Genomic DNA, 17,692 nt, shown 5'->3' with positions numbered 1-17,692 from the left:
GAATTTGGTTTCATGATCTAATTGAAAACGTTATATAGAGGGAGCTTCGGAGCAGGTAAGAGTAGGAAAAAACTCCTTTGATTTGATTTTTTGATGGTACTGGTAAAGATGTAGTGATGTAGGCGTTGGTCTGGTTAAGGTTTCGGGAGCTAAAGTCAAGAATTGTATACCACTACCAGGATTTTTCCCGATTCCCAATTCCCGATTCCCTACTCCCGATTCCCGATTCCCAATTCCCGATTCCCAATTCCCGATTCCCGATTCCCGATTCCCGATTCCCTACTCCCGATTCCCTACTCCCTACTCCCTACTCCCTTATAGTTAAAATCCACAAAGCTTATCCCTCTGACCTTCACGGTTATGGTGCCAATAATCGTACAACCAACTACAACCGCGCCGTAGCAAATAATCCACATCCAAATTCCACAAAATCATTGTTTTGTCTTTACTAGCAGAAGCAATTAACTTACTATCGGGACTAAAACTAACTCCAAATACCGAATCGTTGTGTCCCTTAAAGGTATTAATTAAATGTCCATCCCGACTCCAAAGATTAACTGTTGTATCACTACTCGCAGATGCGATTAAGGTTCCATCAGGACTGAAACTAACCCAATTCACGGCACCATTATGGCCTTTCAAGGTATTGAGCAACTTGCCATCACGATTCCAGAGTTTTACGGTGCCATCACTACTAGCAGAGGCAATCATCTCGCCATCTGGACTAAAACTGACCCAATTGACAGCATCATTATGCTCTTTCAAGGTATTGAGCAACTTGCCATCACGATTCCAGAGTTTTACCGTGCCATCATTACTAGCAGAGGCAATCTGTTTGCTGTCTGGGCTAAAACTGACCCCCCAAACTTTATCCTGGTGTCCCTCTAAGGTCTTGAACAAGGTGCCATCTAAATTCCAGAGTTTAACGGTTTTGTCAGCACTAGCAGAAGCAATTAACTTACTATCGGGACTAAAACTAACTCCCCAAACCTGATCCTGGTGTCCTTCTAGAGTATGAAGCAAGGAGCCATCTAAATTCCAGAGTTTCACCGTTTTATCTTCACTAGCGCTAGCCATGATCGTGCTATCAGGGCTGAAACTAATTCCAGTCAACCCTTGACCATGAGCAGAGAAGGCTTTTATGGTACGATCCTGAAGCCTCAACAGTTGAATGGTATTGTCGGCACTAGCAGTAGCAATCATTTCACCATCGGGGCTGAAACTTACACTTCTGACGGTTTGATTATGGCGGATCGGTGCCAGTATCCCTCCGTCACTGGCCCAGAGTCTAATGGTTTTGTCTGCACTAGCAGATGCAATAGTCTTGTTGTCCGGACTAAAACTGACATCTAGCACCATCTCGCTATGTCCAGCCAAGGTTTCGATTAATTCCCCATCACTGTTCCAGAGTTTGATAGTGTGATCAGCACTAGCCGTAGCTAGCCTCTGACCATCCGAGCTAAAACTGACATCGAGAACCCAATTACGATGACCTTCGAGGGTATCAATTAATTCTCCATCAGTGTGCCAGAGTTTGACAGTGTTGTCTGTACTAGCAGAGGCAATAGTCTTGCCATCAGGACTAAAACTGACACTCACCACTGGTTGTGTATGAGCTTGCCAGGTTTTCACCAGTGTTCCGTCACTGCGCCAAAGTTTGATAGTTTTGTCTTTACTGGCAGAAGCAATTAACTGACCATTGGGAGAAATACTAACCCCCAACACTGAATCACTGTGACCGGTTAGAGTCTGGAGTAAAACACCATCTTTACTCCATAGTTTGATGGTTTTGTCCTCACTAGCCGATGCGATCATTTCGCTATCAGCGCTAAACCTAACACAATGGACTGTTTTGGTATGCCCATCTGGCCCATCTAAGGTCATTACCAGGGATCCATCCTTACGCCACAGCTTCACAGTTTTGTCTTCACTACCACTAGCGATGATCTGACCATCTTGACTAAAACTGACACTGTGGATTCCAGCCCAATGACCTCGCAACGTTTTTAGCAAGGTACCGTTTTTGCGCCAAAGTTTGATAGTCTTGTCTCGACTCCCAGAGGCAATCAGCTTACCATCTGGGCTAAAACTGACACTACTAACCCAATCGCGATGTCCCTTTAAACGGTTACGTTCTCTGACCCCATAAACTGCCTGTTGTAGAGCAGTGACTACCCGTGTCTGGGTTTCTGGATTAACCCCAAGGGATTGCTGCAATTCCTGGGCGGCTTCTAAACTGAGGATGAGGGCATCTAAGGTTCTGTTGGCATCAACTAGAGCTTTTGAGGAGTAGCTCAGGTCACTCAAATGGTTGTTGGTTTTACTGATAGCGTAGCGAACCCCAAGTATACCGGTAATCACCATCAGACTGAACAGTGCCATTCCTGCCCAACGTGCTTCTCGCAATCGTTGCCTGAGAATTCGATTCAGCTTTTCTTCGGTTTTCCTTTGTTTTTTAGTTATTTTAGCCAGTTGGTTTTGCAGTTCTTGTTCTTTAACCAGTTGCTCAATTTTATCCTGGCTCTGTTTGTCTTTCTGGCGCAGATTTTCTAATTCTGCTTGCAGTTTCGATTGCTTTTTCTGGCGGATAACGTCTACCAGGTAATCGTGAACCAGTTGATAGCGGTTGATCGTAACTTCTGGTAATAGAAATACTAATCCTGATTTCTCAAAAATTTCTAATATTAAATCTAATGTATGGTCTTCTAAGGATGATTCTATGGCTAGCTCCGAGCGATTCTTAAGGGGTCGATTTTTATTGTCATCAATGAGTAACGACAACACTAGCCAAGCCGCTGTTTCATTCTCAGGACCACAATCTTTAATAACTTTTTCTAAAAACCGCTCCACTAGTTTGGCTTTGGGACCAAGGTGCTGGTACTGAGCTAAGGTAGTAATATTTTCAGCTTGAAGCTGAGCTCCTACTACTTGCAACTCAATGGGACGAACTTCTCCAATTTCAGCTCCTAATTCTCTGACTAATTCATCAATTAAAGCTGGCTCTAAATAAAAATTAGCCCGATGGGTTAAGCTTTGAATAACTGAATAAGCATCTTCTAAGGAAAAATTTACTAATGGATAACGAATCTTTTTATCTAAGATATTACTTTCTATAACGTCCCAAGTATAATGTTCTAGTTCTAGTAATTTATGTAAGGCGTTATCTCGGATAGAAAAAATTAGTTTTAAATAGGGTAGCTTAAGACAATTTACTAAAAAATAATAAAACAGTTTTCGTTGGGATTGATGGGAATAAACGGAGAAAAACTCTTCAAACTGATCAAAAATTAAAACCGTTAATAAGTTATTGTCGGCGTTGTGTTGTAATTGCTCCAGGACAGAATCAATTAGGGCGTTACCATTAGAGTTTAGAAATTTTTCCCTGAGCAAGGGGTCTTCATTTCCATTTCCTAATAGTTGATCGGCCAAGTGTTTATGGAGTTCCCCCACCCAATCGGTGTAAACTTGCACCACAATCGGTAACCCAATGCGATCGCCAAGGGGTCTATTTTTGAGTGCTGGCACTAATCCGGCATGGACAATGGAACTTTTTCCAACCCCTGACTGACCATGAATAACTGTCAGTTTGTGATCAGCACGGGTAATCCGTTCCATTAAGCGGTTTACATCTCGCTGACGTCCGGAAGCTGCCATTTCCTGGGGAATAAGGTCTTGTGGCTGTACGCCATGCCAGCTGGGATTGTTGGCTCCTCGTGGTGGCTGTAGACGACTAGCACCAATGAAGGCACGGAAGCCATACAGCTGCTCCACTGCCCGTTGTTCTTGTTTAATCCGAAATGCTTCTAGGTATTGCCCTTGTTCAAAGTAAAGGCTACGTAATCGTTCCAACAGATGCAGGTAACGCTGAGGCTCATAGCGATAATTGCTGGATTCTATGGCATCTGCCAGTTTATGACTCGCTTTTTCCAGCTGCTTGACCGCTTCTGCTAAATTTCCCTGCTTTCCTTGGGATTTTACCAAAAATAGTCGATAGAGCTGGGCTAATAGCAATGGATGCAAGCCTTGGTCATGGGGCTGATCATCAGCAGCAACAACCAAAATTAATAGAGCTTTCTCCGCCAATTGACCAGCATCGTCCCATCGGGATTGCTCAAGGGCTACTTCTGCCAGAAAGCCGTAATCTTGGGCTAGTTGTACCTGAGTCCCATAGGTTTCATGAAGCGACAGAGCCTGTTGAGAGGTGGTTTGTAAGAATGACCATGCTTGTAGATGCTGCAGCAGTTCAGCTAGCTTACTAATAAAAATAGCCACCAGATCGTGACGCCCCGCTTGGGTGAAAATTCCCATAGATTGATGCAGATACGGCCAAGCTTCTTCCCAATAGCGCTGTTTATGCGCTTGATTTTGGTCAGCTTGGCGACAGTAACACAAACCAAGATAAAATAATAATAACCCCTGCCGTTCTAAGTTATCCGTTTGCTGCCAAACTTTTAAGCTTTTACGAAACCGCTTCTTGGCTAGATTTATGCGATCGCTTCTATAGTCATCTAGACCCAAAACAAATTCTAGACTAGCGTCTAATTCCTTGTCCAAGGTAATGCCACGACTGTGTAAATCTTTTAGGGCAAAATCCAGTTCAAATCGACGTTGGTTTTGCAGTGCTGAGTTCCTGGAATAGGTAATACAAATATCGGGGTTGGTTGGTTGGAGGTTGGGAGGTTGGAGGTTGGGAGGTTGAAGGTTGGAATGTTGAAGGTTGGTTGAAGGTTGGTTGGTTGGTTGAAGGTTGCTTGGTTGAAGGTTGGTTGGTTGAAGGTTGGTTGGTTGAAGGTTGCTTGGTTGAAGGTTGGAATGTTGAATGTTGCTTGGTTGAATGTTGGTTGGTTGGAGGTTAGGATTTGGGATCTCTTGGGTGCTTGAGGGGGAAGGCTCTCCAGAGTTCAATAGACAGGCAAATACCATTTGAGCCTTTTGTCCGAGAAAATTGACTAACTCTGTGGTGGTCAGTTCAAACTTTAGGGGAGTGGCTGCCCAACTGCCAAAATCTGGTGCCAACCGCATCAGTTTTTGGAGTACTTGGTCATTAACCCACAATATTAGAGGAAAGGTTAGGCGTTTACGAAACTCATCCCGGACTTGATTAGTAGAGGTAAGTAATTCCTCAAGGGCAACCACTGACTCTAAACCAACAATCAGTAATGCGGAATGAGGGGGCGAGGAGGTAAGAGAGTCAGGGGATGAAGGGTTGATGGGGCTAGAACTCTCCCTGTGCTCGCATCTGCCTATCCCCTTGTCCTCTCCACGTCCCAATTCCCTATGTTCGTAGTTTTGGATGGTGGTGTAAAGGGTGGTAGCCGATGGCGGTATGATAAACTCTGTAATCTGGTATTGGGGCTGACACAGTGCTTTGAGGCGTTGCAGCATCTGTTGTTGCAAACCCTGGTAGTTACATCGCACGATCACAAGGGAAAATTCCCCTTGTGAAAATGCGATCGCTCTAGAGAGAGCCTTTAATGTACTATCGTTGTATTGGGCAGCGTCTGCTGGTGATTTTGTTTCAACCATGACTTAAACTGCGGTGCCTCTTCTAATGCTGGATTTATACCAAACCAATTTCCATCGCGATCGCGGTATTCAAAGACAAACATACTGCGCAATAGAGTTTGGTATTCCGTATCACCCCTGACTTTTTGCTGTTGCACCACCTGAAACAGCAATTCCCACTCCTCATCAGTAATTGATGAGATCAGATAATCGCGACGTTCGAGAATCACATTTTCTAAACACTCACTGGGAATCGGTGGGTTTTCTTGCCTAAGACAATCAAACAACAATCCTAGCAAGTTGCGCACATGACCACCACTAATTCGGCACAGGCGGTTTAAAGTTTCTATATTATCAAATACCTCCGGGAGCAAAGCAAATCGTTCCTCAGTAGTTTGATTGGGGAAAGCTCTAACCAGTACCATTTCTCGTAGCAAGGCCATGCCATCGGGAAACTCTTTACCTGTGCGCAGTTTAACTGGCACCATCGGTAATATTTTAGGAGTGAGTCCACCACCTAAGCGATTCTTCAGGGTTTCGCACTCATTGGAGAAAGTTAACGCCAAGGGAATTGTGTAAACAATATGGCAATTGAGTCGGCGTAACTGTTCACCCCGGTCAATGAATAAGTATTCTGGTTGCGATCGCCCAGAGGGTAAGGGGCGAATATCCACCCGATCCAGATTATCCACAATCACCACTAGTCCCGCTTTGCCCTTTTTCTTCAGGGTAGCAGTGGCAGGTCTTAGTAGTTCTTCATTAATCGAGTCTAAGATTCCACTCGTGCGAGGTTCCAGGTATTCCCGCAATCGACGCCGCAGTTTAGGACTTTCCTTAGTTTTAGCCGTTATTTTGCCAATGCCTACCGACAATTCTGCTTCAGCACCTAATTCAATTGGTGTCCGCAAAAAATCGGTAATTTCTGTAAAAAGATTGACAAAATAGCCTGGTTTTATATTAATTTTAATTTTCTCCAGACTTTCACTGACTTGACCAGCTATACTCAGCAAAATATCGCTTAGATCAACATCAGCCATGTCTAAATCTTGAGACGACTCAAAATAAACCACATGAAATTTCTGTTGCTCTAACTCAGCTTTTAGTCTAAGTAATTCTGTGGATTTACCACAGCCAATATGCCCTGTAAACAGCTGACAAGTCGGCTCATCTGGAGAAATTAGGGTGATGGTTCGCTTGAGGGACTCAATAATTTTATTTCCTCTAACTGGGGAAAAATCAATATAGTATTTTCTATCATTGACATCTCCCATGCTCAGGGGCTTGCTGGGATTACAAGCTTTGTAGAATCTTGGCAGATCTAGTACCATTATAGCGTAATTTTCCTTACCTGATTTAGTCGCAGGACAATGCTAATTACCACGTTTGTGTAGCACCTAACTTACCTTTTATAAAAGGGTTTCGCTAACCAATAAAGATGCCCCCCTAAATTCTGAACATATGTCTAGCCACTCACATTTTTGTTCTTCGTCTTTTGTTTCATCCCGGCTGGCCAAGGATAACGACGGTGGGTTTTGACTATCGAGTTTACCCTGAAAATTTGTCCATGTTGGTTTATTATTGCTAACTTTACCATAATTTAGTATTTGGGTATCCGTGAGACTCTGACCTAAGTTCAGTAGCATCGGCAAGGTTAGACTAACACTTAATAATTGGCTGATCATCTCATATCTCTCCTATGGTTTCCATCGAACCAATGGTGTAAAGCAATGATTAAATCTTCTACAGCTGTGGGTTGGAATCAGGAAGTCGCAAGGGATGAATAATGGATGTAAGCTGTGAAGCATTTAACTCTATGACGGGTGATTTCTCAAAAGTGATTCCTGAACTGATGCTCTAGGATCGAAAGCAGAAGTATCCTAAGCAGGAGGTGCCGTTTTGACCGAATTCTGGCCTGAGTCTGACTCTGTTAACTCTCTAGATCTTGACCAGGATTTAGATAGCGCAATTTCAGGTTTTGAGCAAATCCAGGCAGAACTGAACTACAAACAGGCACAAGACTCGCTCAAGGATCTGGTAGCTAACCTTGACCTATCCCGTAGAGAAAAAGCTGGTTTAGATGCTCAAATCCAAGACTTGGGCAATCTGCTTGAGAAGCTGGAAAATACCTGTATCCAAATTGCTGCCTTTGGCATGGTGGGACGGGGGAAATCCTCTGTACTCAATGCCTTAGTCGGTCAACCTGTATTTGAAACTGGTGCCCTACATGGGGTGACCCAGAATGCTCAAACTGCCCATTGGCAGCCCCATAATCAAAGCCCTAGTCAAACCTCTAGTCAAGAAACCCATAGTCCAACCCATAGCCAACAGGATATTCTACAGGTTGCCCTACCCAGTATTGGTAATTCCCAAATTCAGCTAATCGATACCCCAGGGATTGATGAAGTAGATGGGGAAACTCGGGAAGCCTTAGCCCTAGAGGTGGCTAAACAGGCAGATTTACTGTTGTTTATTATTGCTGGTGATATGACTAAGGTAGAGTACCAAGCTCTATCTCAGTTAAGAGCTAGTGGTAAACCGATGTTACTGGTGTTCAACAAGATTGACCAATATCCCGATGCTGATCGCATGGCAATTTACAGAAAAATTCGGGATGAACGGGTCAAGCAGTTGCTTTCACCAGCAGAAATTGTGATGGTTGCTGCTTCACCTTTGGTATCTGTAGCAGTGCGATCGCCTAATGGCAGCATTCAGGTCAAGCGCCGCCGAGGGAAACCCCAAATTGAAGATTTGAAACTAAAAATTCTGGAGATTTTACATCGGGAAGGGAAATCCCTTGTTGCTCTTAACACCATGCTTTACGCTGATGAGTTGAATGAAAACTTGGTCAACCGAAAAATGAAGATTCGGGATGACAGTGCTAATCAAATTATCTGGAAAGCAGTGATAACTAAAGCATTTGTGATTGCTCTGAATCCAGTTACTGTTGTGGATATCCTCACCGCTACTGTAGTTGATGTGGTAATGATTCTTACGTTATCCCGTCTCTATGGTATTGCTATGACTGAGCAGGGAGCTATTCAATTATTACAAAAAATTGCTATGAGTATGGGCGGTATTGGTGCTAGTGAACTCTTGGCTAACTTGGGATTGAGTAGCTTAAAAAGTATTTTAGGAATTTCTGCCCCTGTCACCGGTGGGGTTTCCCTAGCGCCATATATGTCGGTTGCCATCACCCAAGCTAGTGTTGCTGGAGTTTCTGGTTATGGTATTGGACAAATTACCAAAACCTATTTAGCTAATGGCGCATCCTGGGGAGAAGATGGACCAAAAGCCGTTGTTAGACGAATTCTCTCCTCTTTAGACGAAACCTCAATTCTCCATCGCATTAAAGGAGAATTGAGGGCAAGATTATCAAAAGTTCAAGGTTGAAGGTTGTCTGTCAGAATGCAGAATGTAGAATTAAGAATTAAGAATTCTACATTCTACATTCTTAATTCTTAATTCAAAAAGGGCGAACAACCTTGGCCAATAGGCCACGCTACGGGAATAACTTGGACTTACTTTTTGAAAGAATCTAGCCATTCTCTAACTTGCTCACCAGCAACATCGCGACCTCCGAGACCGAAGGCTAATGCGATCGCAACCGCGATTGCGCCTAAGAGTAAACCAAAGGCTAAGTTCACAATATCAGGGGCAATGCCCATTTGTTGTAGACCTAGGGCTAAAGAAAAGGCAATAATCGAAATCCTAGCTACTTGTGCCAGGATATTGGATTGGCGAGCGCCGGAGCCAGTAATCAAGTTGAAAGCAAAATTAGCTAGGAACAGACCGATAGCAAGGACTACTAACCCGGACAGCACCCGAGCACCAATGAAACCGACCCCACCAACAATGTCAGTTAAGGCGGGAATCTGTAACACATCCGTTGCTGCCACAATACCAGCGATCATGATACCGATCAGTACAAGCAGTCCCGCTAGCTCAGAAGGGGTGCGACTGGTAAGTGGGTTCTGTGGTGTCTCTGATTCTGCTGTTTGATCAGTGGTGCTAGGAGCGCTGACAGAAAAACCTAGCCAGCTGAATAGATTGTTGAAGCCAAGGTCTGTCAGGACGTTGGTGGCCAGATCACTAACAAACTGTCCGATTACGTAGAAAACTGCCAGAATACCAGCCGCAGCAAAGAGTTTGGGGATGGTATTAGTCACCTGGCTTAACATTGCGATCGAAGGTCCAGAGATGGCCTGGATCTGCAAGGCATTAAGGGCAGCGGTAGCAACGGGAATCAAAATCAGTACATAGACAATCGTACCGATAATCCCGGCTAGGGAGCGGCCACCAGAGGTACTGAGTCCAAACCGCTCCCCGATCTGATTCGCACCTGCTGCTGTCAAAAAACTAGTGACAAGACGTTGCACAAGTTGAGCAATAAACCAACCAATAGCACCAATTGCTATGGCTGCGCCAATATTGGGTACAATCCCCCAAATCTCACCCAGCATACTTAGTACTGGATCGAGAGTTCCCTGTAAGCCTAGGGTCTCTAAGACCGATGGCAGAAACAGTAGGAAGATTAAGTAGTACAGGGAATTGCCAATGGTTTGAGCCACAGAGAACTGACTAGTGCCACGATCCCCGACTTGTTCACCCAAGCGCTGATCGATATTCAATGCATTGAGCGTCCTGACTACTATCATCTTGACGATAGTTCCCAGTAACCAGGCAACGCCCAAGAGAATCGCCGCACCAAAGACACTGGGCAGGAAGCCAAGGATGGTGTCTAGAAAACTATTCAGGGGTCCAGAAACCGTATCTAGCTTGAGGGTTTCTAGAACCGCCACTACCGTGAAAACGATGATAATCCAGAAAACCGCCCCGGATAACCATTGCTCAATTGGAGGAGGCTGGGTTCCTGGCTGGCCGCCAGTAGCCCACTGAGCAATGTTGTTGTCAATATTGGTGCGATTCATTACTGCTTTGGTAATACCAGCAGCAATCTTAGCCAGGATAAGACCAATGACTAAGATTGCGATCGCTTTAACCACATTCAGTAAGGTGGTTCCCCCATCTGCCAAAACTTGGTCTAATGCGGTAAATCCTGTCTGGGCTAAAACCAGGTGTGCCGATGGCTGCACACCAACTCCTACAATTTGGAAGATACCTTCCGAAGTTCCATTCATAGTCTTTGTTCTTAATTAAATTGTCCAATGTCACAGGCAACCCTAAGTTTCTTAAGTTCCTTAAGTTCCTTGTGACTACTTTGGTCTGGTGAGGAGCACGGTATTATCGTCTCAACTAGATAAGTTTGGCAGCGGTAAAGCTGCGCGTCTGGTGACCCGATCAGGAACCGCGACGCGGCGCTATAGGCTGCTGTCCCAAAAAGAGCTGGACAACAAGAGGTGCAGTTGTTGTGCTTTCCAGTTCAAGCCGGAATCGCCGATTCTGCACAAGGTAAGGTTTGCCTGGCCAACGTTGTTGGTCGGTACTTTCCGAACCGCACTGTCTTACCCCTGGTCTAAGTGTTTAACGACTCGGTTCTAGAGCTTGGAGCGGGCAAAGTACCCCAAGGTAGGAACTTTAACACTTGCCAACAACGTAGACGCAATACCAGAAGGGCAACCCCTTCGGTCAAGGTCTTAGGCTGGTCAGCTACCTGAAGGGAGGCGATCTAAGCCTGGTCTCTTCAGAGGAGGGTGCTGACTGAAAATAACCTTGAGCAGAAGGTACGACGATAATATTTAAAAGTAAAGGTTGAGATGTTCATGGAGAACGTTTTACTCCTCAAATTTTCCACAGATGTGGCTTAATCTTGCCTAACTGACAAATCTTGACCCAGGAGTGCTGATAGAATTTACCCATAGTTGCCGACGCAGTCAACTAGTTAGCTTAGGGGGTCTTACTCCCTAAATTAGGCTGGGTAACTTGATGGAGTGTTGAATCGTCATTTCCCCCGATGTGACGTCGGACACTCGGGAGCTGAAAGATTTTTTGGTAGGTTTGTCAGTCACTCAAGACGTAACCCTTATATTTAGAGCCAATTGATGTACAAAAATCAAGTCTTGATTAATTTTTCCTCCTCACAACTCTAGTGGTCTGGTAGTGTGGCTAGCTGCCACCGTAATCAAGATAGTCCAATAATGTCGAAATTTTACATGCAAAACGCCCAATTTTTTGAACAATCCATTAAAATTAATGCGAGCGCCACCATTGTCGAGCGCTGTATCACTGACCAGAGCTTAATGCATCGCTGGCTCAACCCGATTTTGCGTTGTGAATCAGTGGGGCAGTGGAGTACTGATGTCGGGAGTCGCTCGCGGTTTATTATTAACATTCCCTGGTTGCAGCCCACTCTCAAGAGTGTGGTTATCGACCGCAAGCCAGGGTTAGTGGTTTGGCAGTTCCAGGGTTTTTTCAAAGGACGAGACCGCTGGGAGTGTCAGCCAGCTGAACAAGGCACCCGTTTGGTCAACCGTTTTGAATTTGAAATTCCCAACCCCATCGTTAGCTGGGGATTCAACAGCTTTGCTGCCCAATGGACTCAGAATGATATGAAAGCCCAACTCAGACGCCTTAAGTTAGTAGCAGAGGAGATTTACCGACGTGAGTGTAGTCATTAGGGATTAGGGATTATGGATTAGGGTTAATCAAGCCCATCCATAGAAGTCTTTACCTATTTGCAATCTGTTCAAGTAACCGACGAATGATATCAGCATCCTCAGCTTGGGGAAGGATTTCCAAATAATGTTCCAAATCCTGGCATGCTTGTGATAAATATCCCAACTCGGAGTAAATCAGCCCCCGATCCCGCAGTTCTACCGGTGTATTAGGAAACAATAACAACATGCGCTCAACTGCGGCTAGCGCTCTAGGTAAGTCGTGGCGATTGAGATAAATTAATTTAAGATTCATGAGCATCCGTGCCAACAGCTGCCGATTACTAACCGGTGCTAGGAAACGTGGTTGTAGGGTTACCGGATGACCATAAATTTGGGTTAGTCGTTCCTCGCAGTCTTGTTGAAATAAAATCTCACCGCCATCGAAAGAATCCACAAAGATACCCACCTGCTCAAACTGTGGGCGAATTAGGAAATGCCCTGGCATCCCAATACCAACCATGGGAAAATCAAGGCGTCGAGCGACTTCCAGGTAAACCACGGAAAGAGTAATCGGAATACCTGTGCGCCGATCAATTACCTGATTGAGGAAACTATTACCGGGATCGTAGTAATCACTCCTATTACCCGAATATCCTAGGTCATCATATAAATACTGATTAAGAGTTTTAATTACTCGGAGAGGATAGCGTTCCTTTGGCAAGCGCTCTTCTACTTCAGATGCCATCACATCTAAGGCATTGAGGTAATCATCAATAGCCAGATCCGGGTATTCCTCCTGAGCTATATAAAGCGCTGCTTTTGCCAAATGAATTTGGTCATCTGGCTGATTTATTTCTGTGTAAAACCCTTGACGCCCTGAGTTAAAGTCCATCTAAAATTCCGTCAGCTACTTTGAGTATATAGTATTTTTATTTGATAGGTAAACATAAGATTGATAGAAAAAGGGAATAGGGAATAGGGAATAGGGAATAGGGAATAGGGAATAGGGGACAGTGTAAAGATATCTGATAATTTTTTAGTGTTATGATAAAAATCCGAATTTCGTTCGTTGTTATTTTAGTTGCTTGTTTCCTTTACAATTGATATATACTAGTATAGTATTATTTTTTATATTTCATATAACTATCAGTGTTGACAATTTAAATAGAATTGCTATGTAACTCCAAAAATTGTTCTAAAGATGTTCAAGAACAAGAAAAGTCTGTTTCGCCAAGAATCACTTGAACGGCTATCTTCCCCAGAACGGCTGGATCAGTTGATGCAAGTGGTTAATCCTAGGGATTGGCTACCTTTAGCGGCTTTGGGGGGTTTGGTGTTTTTGGCTGTGATTTGGAGTATTTTTGGACGGATTCCCATCACTGTCACCGGTCAAGGAGTACTAATCCGTCCCCGGCGGCTAGTACAGTTTCAGTCCACTATATCTGGACAGTTGGACTCTCTAAATGTCGGGGAGGGGCAATGCTTTGAGAAAAATGATGTACTGGCAACCATTGACCCATCTGAACTCAAAAAGCAGTTACAGCTGCAACGGAGGAAACTAAGTCAATTGCAGGTACAGGATAGAGATAGCAATTTAATTTCAACTCAGCTAACCCAACTGGAAACGGATGCGATCGCAAAGCAGCGAGCTAGCTTACAGCAACGGTTGCAAGATGCCATGGCTCTGACTCCTGTACTAAAAGAGAAAAACTTTACTGCGATCGCTCGACAGCGTCAAAGTCTAAACCAACAGCTGCGGGATGCCATGGCTCTGACTCCAGTATTACAGGATAAGGGATTGAAAGCGATCGCACAGCAGCGCCAAAGCTTAGAACAACGGCTCAGGGATCTTATAGCTCAAGTCCCAGTTTTCAAACGGAGATGGCAAAAGCGTCAGGAACTGTCGGCGGTAGGGGGAATTGCCGAAGATGCTGTTTTACAAGCGGAACAAGAGTATCGCCAAGCCGTGCAGAGTATCTCGGAGCTGGAAGCACAGTTGAAGCAACTGGATGTTAGTGAAACTGAAACAGAAGGCACATACGTACAGAATCTCAGTACGATTAGTGAGATTCAAGTAAAGTTAGAGGAACTCAGTGTTCGAGAAACTGAGGCGCAACAAAAATATTTGGATAATCTTAATACCATATCCCAAATCAGAGCACAGTTACAAGAGTTGGATACCAAGGAAAAACGTTTAGACCAACAGAATTTGGAAAGTTCTAATCAACGAAGCAATCAGATTCAGGACGTGAAGCTAGAAATTGCTCGACTGGAAAAGCAACTGGCAGACAAGAGTAAAATTCTGAGTCCTTACGCTGGGTGCGTTGTCGAAATTGCTGCTGTTAGGGGACAAGTGGTTCAACCCGGAACCCAGCTCGGCACCATGACAGTTAAGGGACAAAGTGATGGCATGGAGGGCATTACCTATTTCTCGGTCAAGGACGGGAAAAAGATTCAACCGGGAATGCTGATTCAAATTACACCGGATACAGTCAAGCGACAACGATTTGGTGGCATTGTGGGCAAAATTACTTCAGTTTCACCCTATCCTGTAACTCGTGAGGGAGCAGCTAGTGTAGTGGGGAATCCAGAAGTAGTAGATAATCTGATTGGTCAGGGGGGAGCAATGATAGAAGTCTACGCTCAATTAGAACCAAATAATACCACGTTTAGTGGCTACCAATGGTCATCTTCCGATGGTCCAGACTTGAAAATTTCTGCCGGAACTACTACCACCGCTAGGGTGAGAGTAAAAGAGCGTGTGCCGATTAGCTTTGTCTTGCCGATTTTGCGGGAATGGAGTGGGATTTATTGAAGGTTTAAAGGTTTAATGTTGAAAGTTGAAAGTTGAAGGTTGAAGGTTTAAAGTTGAAAGTTTAAAGTTGAAAGTTGAAAGTTTGTTCGCGTAGCCTGGCCTTTGGCCAAGGTTATTAGCCAAATGCGAATAACCAAAAAACCTACCCTTCACCGAACTCCAAAGGCGAACAACAAACAAACCTTGGCCTATTGGCCACGCTACGCGAACAATCTACCCTTAACCCTTCAACAAACAACATTCAACCTTGGCCTTTGGCCACGCTACGCGAACAACAAACCCACCTTCAACTTTCAACTTTCAACCTACCCTTAACCCTTCAACAAACAACATTCAACCTTGGCCTTTGGCCACGCTACGCGAACAACAAACCCACCTTCAACTTTCAACTTTCAACAGTAAACAATGAAACAAAAACGAATCAAAACCCCCACTCTATTGCAAATGGAAGCAGTAGAATGTGGTGCCGCTGCTCTAGGAATTATTCTGAGTTACTATGGTCGGATTGTGCCGTTAGAGGAACTTAGGGTTAGTTGTGGTGTGTCCCGCGATGGCTCTAAAGCATCTAATTTGGTTAAAGCTGCTAGGCGTTATGGAATGCAAGCCAAGGGTTATAAAAAATCCCTGGCTAACCTTAAAAAATTGCATCCTCCGTTTATTGTGTTTTGGAATTTTAATCATTTCCTAGTAGTAGAAGGATTTAGTAAAAAAATCGTCTTTCTCAATGATCCAGCTGCTGGTCCAAGACGGGTAACCAGCGAGGAATTTGATCAGGCTTACACGGGGGTAGTGCTGGTAATTGAACCAGGACCAGAGTTTAAAAAAGGGGGTCAAAAACCCAGTGTTACATTCGCGCTATGGTTACGACTAAAAGGGTCTATTCCTGCAATTACATACTGTATAATAGTAGGATTTTTATTAGTTTTCCCTGGCTTAGTTATTCCCGTCTTTAATCAAATTTTTGTAGATAATGTGTTAGTCGAAAGTCGCACTGATTGGCTACGTCCCTTGATTTTAGCCATGGCAATTACGGTGCTCCTGCAGGGGGTGTTGACCCTGTTACAATTGCGGTATTTGAGACAACTAAAAATTAAGTTATCCGTAGGAATGTCCAGCCAATTTCTCTGGCACATCCTGCGATTACCAGCAAGATTTTATGCCCAGCGGTTTGCTGGAGAAATTAGTAATCGGGTTAAGCTAAATGACAAAGTGGCTGACGTGCTTTCGGGTCAGTTGGCAACAACAGTGATTAATTCGGTAATGGTAATCTTTTATGCCCTGGTGATGTTTGCCTATGATGGGGTACTCACTGTAATTGCTATAGTTTTTGCCTTGGTAAATGTCTTGACCTTACAATGGCTGGCTCGTAAGCGGGTGGACAGCTATATGCAATTAGCCCTAGACCGGGGTAAGGCAGCTGGGGTAGCGATCGCTGGACTACAGGGCATAGAAAGTGTCAAGGCATCGGCAACAGAGTCGGATTTCTTTGCCAGGTGGTCCGGTTACTATGCTAAAGCGGTTAATGGTCAGCAGAAACTGGAAGTAGCAAACCAGGTTTTAGGGGTTTTACCGCCTCTGCTAACCTCCTTAACCTCTATGCTAATTTTGGCAGTTGGGGGTCTAAGGGTAATGGAAGGATCTCTCAGTATTGGGATGTTAGTGGCTTTTCAAAGCTTGATGAACAGTTTTCAGAAGCCTGTCAACCAGTTAGTCAGGTTTGGCAGTACTCTCCAGGAACTCGATGGTGACCTCAATCGCTTGGATGATGTATTGGGCAACCCGATTGACCCCCAGTTGACCGAAGGGTTAGCTCAAACAGCTCATTCCCCTAACCGACCCCAAGATCCAGTGGCAGGTCGAAGGCGAGATCAAGCAGAATCTGATTCATTTCCCACTCTCCAGGTCTGCCTTCAAGGTCATGTAGAATTACGCAATATTACCTTTGGCTATTCCCGGATAGATCGACCGTTAATTGAGAACTTTAATCTGACCCTGAAACCTGGTCAAAGGGTAGCGCTAGTAGGGGGTAGTGGTTCGGGGAAGTCTACCATAGCAAAGATAGTAACTGGTTTATACCAACCTTGGTCAGGGCAGATTCTATTTGATGCCATTCCAAAAGAGCAGATTCCCAGGTCGGTGTTGACGAATTCCTTAGCAATGGTGGAACAGGAAATTTTTCTGTTTGGGGGGACAGTACGGGATAATCTGACCTTGTGGGATAAGACGGTACCCCTGTCTGAGATAATGCGCTCTTGTCAGGATGCGGCAATTCACGAGGTGATTCAGGCACTACCTGGGGGATATGAAGCCCAACTGATGGAAGGAGCTGGAAATTTAAGTGGGGGTCAGCGTCAACGTCTGGAAATTGCTAGAGCGTTGGTTAATGACCCAGCGATTTTAGTGATGGATGAGGCAACTAGTGCCTTGGATGGGTCAACGGAAACGATTATTGACCAGAATCTCAGGCGTCGGGGTATTTCTTGTATTATTGTAGCCCACCGATTGAGTACGATTCGAGATTGTGATGAGATTATTGTTCTGGAGCGGGGTAAGGTGGTGCAACGGGGTACCCATGAGGAATTGTGGCAGCAAGGGGGAGTTTATGGGCAGTTGATTAGTTCTAGTTATTAGCTAAGCATTCAGCCTACCGCTGTCAGCAGTCAGCTTAAAATAAACCTCATTTGGGAAAATTTAAGAGTTCGAGATTTTATTGAATTGAAAGTCTGGGGATTTGCCCATCTAAGCATTAGCTGATAGCACCTCAAGTAGCACCATCTGTAGCGCATTAGCTGATAGCTTACATTATAAAGCTATTCAT

11 protein-coding genes are annotated in these 17,692 nt (G+C 44.5%); 6 read left to right on the top strand and 5 right to left on the bottom strand.

The features are described 5' to 3' along the window. Positions 1–162 precede the first annotated feature (162 nt). Entirely contained in the window at positions 163–321 is a 159-nt protein-coding gene (locus BJP37_RS38265) for a hypothetical protein (RefSeq protein ID WP_158069368.1), read from the top strand. On the opposite strand, the gene BJP37_RS02550 is transcribed toward BJP37_RS38265, so the two are convergent. The 3 genes from BJP37_RS02550 to BJP37_RS02540 all read right to left on the bottom strand — a co-directional run bounded on the left by BJP37_RS02550 (position 322) and on the right by BJP37_RS02540 (position 7,187). Further along, on the bottom strand, positions 322–5,526 hold the full coding sequence (locus tag BJP37_RS02550) for a WD40 domain-containing protein (protein WP_075896233.1): 5,205 nt from the start codon (positions 5,524–5,526) through the stop codon (positions 322–324). Next, positions 5,472–6,833: a P-loop NTPase fold protein gene (locus BJP37_RS02545; RefSeq protein WP_075896231.1), complete on the bottom strand. Its 1,362-nt coding sequence runs from the start codon at positions 6,831–6,833 to the stop codon at positions 5,472–5,474. The genes BJP37_RS02550 and BJP37_RS02545 overlap by 55 nt, the downstream gene beginning before the upstream one ends. 78 nt (positions 6,834–6,911) lie before the next feature. Continuing rightward, positions 6,912–7,187, bottom strand: a complete 276-nt coding sequence (locus BJP37_RS02540; RefSeq protein ID WP_075896229.1) for a hypothetical protein — start codon at positions 7,185–7,187, stop codon at positions 6,912–6,914. A gap of 214 nt (positions 7,188–7,401) precedes the next feature. Here BJP37_RS02540 and BJP37_RS02535 point away from each other — a divergent pair, with 214 nt between their 5' ends. Beyond that, positions 7,402–8,895: a GTP-binding protein gene (locus BJP37_RS02535; RefSeq protein WP_075896227.1), complete on the top strand. Its 1,494-nt coding sequence runs from the start codon at positions 7,402–7,404 to the stop codon at positions 8,893–8,895. Positions 8,896–9,023: 128 nt separating this feature from the next. On the opposite strand, the gene BJP37_RS02530 is transcribed toward BJP37_RS02535, so the two are convergent. Beyond that, positions 9,024–10,643: a mechanosensitive ion channel gene (locus BJP37_RS02530; RefSeq protein WP_075896225.1), complete on the bottom strand. Its 1,620-nt coding sequence runs from the start codon at positions 10,641–10,643 to the stop codon at positions 9,024–9,026. Positions 10,644–11,615: 972 nt separating this feature from the next. On the opposite strand from BJP37_RS02530, the gene BJP37_RS02525 reads away from it, so the two are divergent. Then, positions 11,616–12,080 (top strand): SRPBCC family protein, encoded by a 465-nt coding sequence (locus BJP37_RS02525; protein ID WP_075896223.1) that lies wholly within the window; start codon positions 11,616–11,618, stop codon positions 12,078–12,080. A gap of 49 nt (positions 12,081–12,129) precedes the next feature. On the opposite strand, the gene BJP37_RS02520 is transcribed toward BJP37_RS02525, so the two are convergent. Further along, the gene (locus BJP37_RS02520; RefSeq protein WP_075896221.1) at positions 12,130–12,951 is read right to left on the bottom strand and encodes a SirB1 family protein; all 822 of its coding nucleotides are present in this window, start codon (positions 12,949–12,951) and stop codon (positions 12,130–12,132) included. Between the two features lie 309 nt (positions 12,952–13,260). Between BJP37_RS02520 and BJP37_RS02515 the strand changes: the two genes are divergently transcribed. From BJP37_RS02515 to BJP37_RS02505, 3 genes are all read left to right on the top strand, one after another. Continuing rightward, a complete protein-coding gene (locus tag BJP37_RS02515) occupies positions 13,261–14,874 on the top strand; it encodes an NHLP bacteriocin system secretion protein (RefSeq protein WP_075896219.1) in 1,614 nt (537 codons plus the stop codon). Positions 14,875–14,997: 123 nt separating this feature from the next. After that, positions 14,998–15,189, top strand: a complete 192-nt coding sequence (locus tag BJP37_RS02510; protein WP_075896217.1) for a hypothetical protein — start codon at positions 14,998–15,000, stop codon at positions 15,187–15,189. A 90-nt stretch (positions 15,190–15,279) separates the two neighbouring features. Next, a complete protein-coding gene (locus BJP37_RS02505) occupies positions 15,280–17,505 on the top strand; it encodes an NHLP family bacteriocin export ABC transporter peptidase/permease/ATPase subunit (RefSeq protein ID WP_075896215.1) in 2,226 nt (741 codons plus the stop codon). The last annotated feature ends 187 nt before the right edge of the window (positions 17,506–17,692 follow it).

It is taken from the genome of Moorena bouillonii PNG, from assembly GCF_001942495.1.
Taxonomy (GTDB): Bacteria; Cyanobacteriota; Cyanobacteriia; order Cyanobacteriales; family Coleofasciculaceae; genus Moorena; species Moorena bouillonii.
The sequence above is the reverse complement of the archived record's forward strand: the minus strand, read 5'-3'. Positions and strand labels throughout refer to the sequence as shown.

Bases quoted from the DNA above. Each gene is read 5' to 3' on its own strand.
- BJP37_RS02550 (WP_075896233.1), bottom strand. From the start codon at position 5,526: ATGGTTGAAACAAAATCACCAGCAGACGCTGCCCAATACAACGATAGT.
- BJP37_RS02515 (WP_075896219.1), top strand. From the start codon at position 13,261: ATGTTCAAGAACAAGAAAAGTCTGTTTCGCCAAGAATCACTTGAACGG.
- BJP37_RS02505 (WP_075896215.1), top strand. From the start codon at position 15,280: ATGAAACAAAAACGAATCAAAACCCCCACTCTATTGCAAATGGAAGCA.
- BJP37_RS02545 (WP_075896231.1), bottom strand. From the start codon at position 6,833: ATGGTACTAGATCTGCCAAGATTCTACAAAGCTTGTAATCCCAGCAAG.
- BJP37_RS02525 (WP_075896223.1), top strand. From the start codon at position 11,616: ATGCAAAACGCCCAATTTTTTGAACAATCCATTAAAATTAATGCGAGC.
- BJP37_RS02540 (WP_075896229.1), bottom strand. From the start codon at position 7,187: ATGATCAGCCAATTATTAAGTGTTAGTCTAACCTTGCCGATGCTACTG.
- BJP37_RS02530 (WP_075896225.1), bottom strand. From the start codon at position 10,643: ATGAATGGAACTTCGGAAGGTATCTTCCAAATTGTAGGAGTTGGTGTG.
- BJP37_RS02520 (WP_075896221.1), bottom strand. From the start codon at position 12,951: ATGGACTTTAACTCAGGGCGTCAAGGGTTTTACACAGAAATAAATCAG.
- BJP37_RS02510 (WP_075896217.1), top strand. From the start codon at position 14,998: ATGCGAATAACCAAAAAACCTACCCTTCACCGAACTCCAAAGGCGAAC.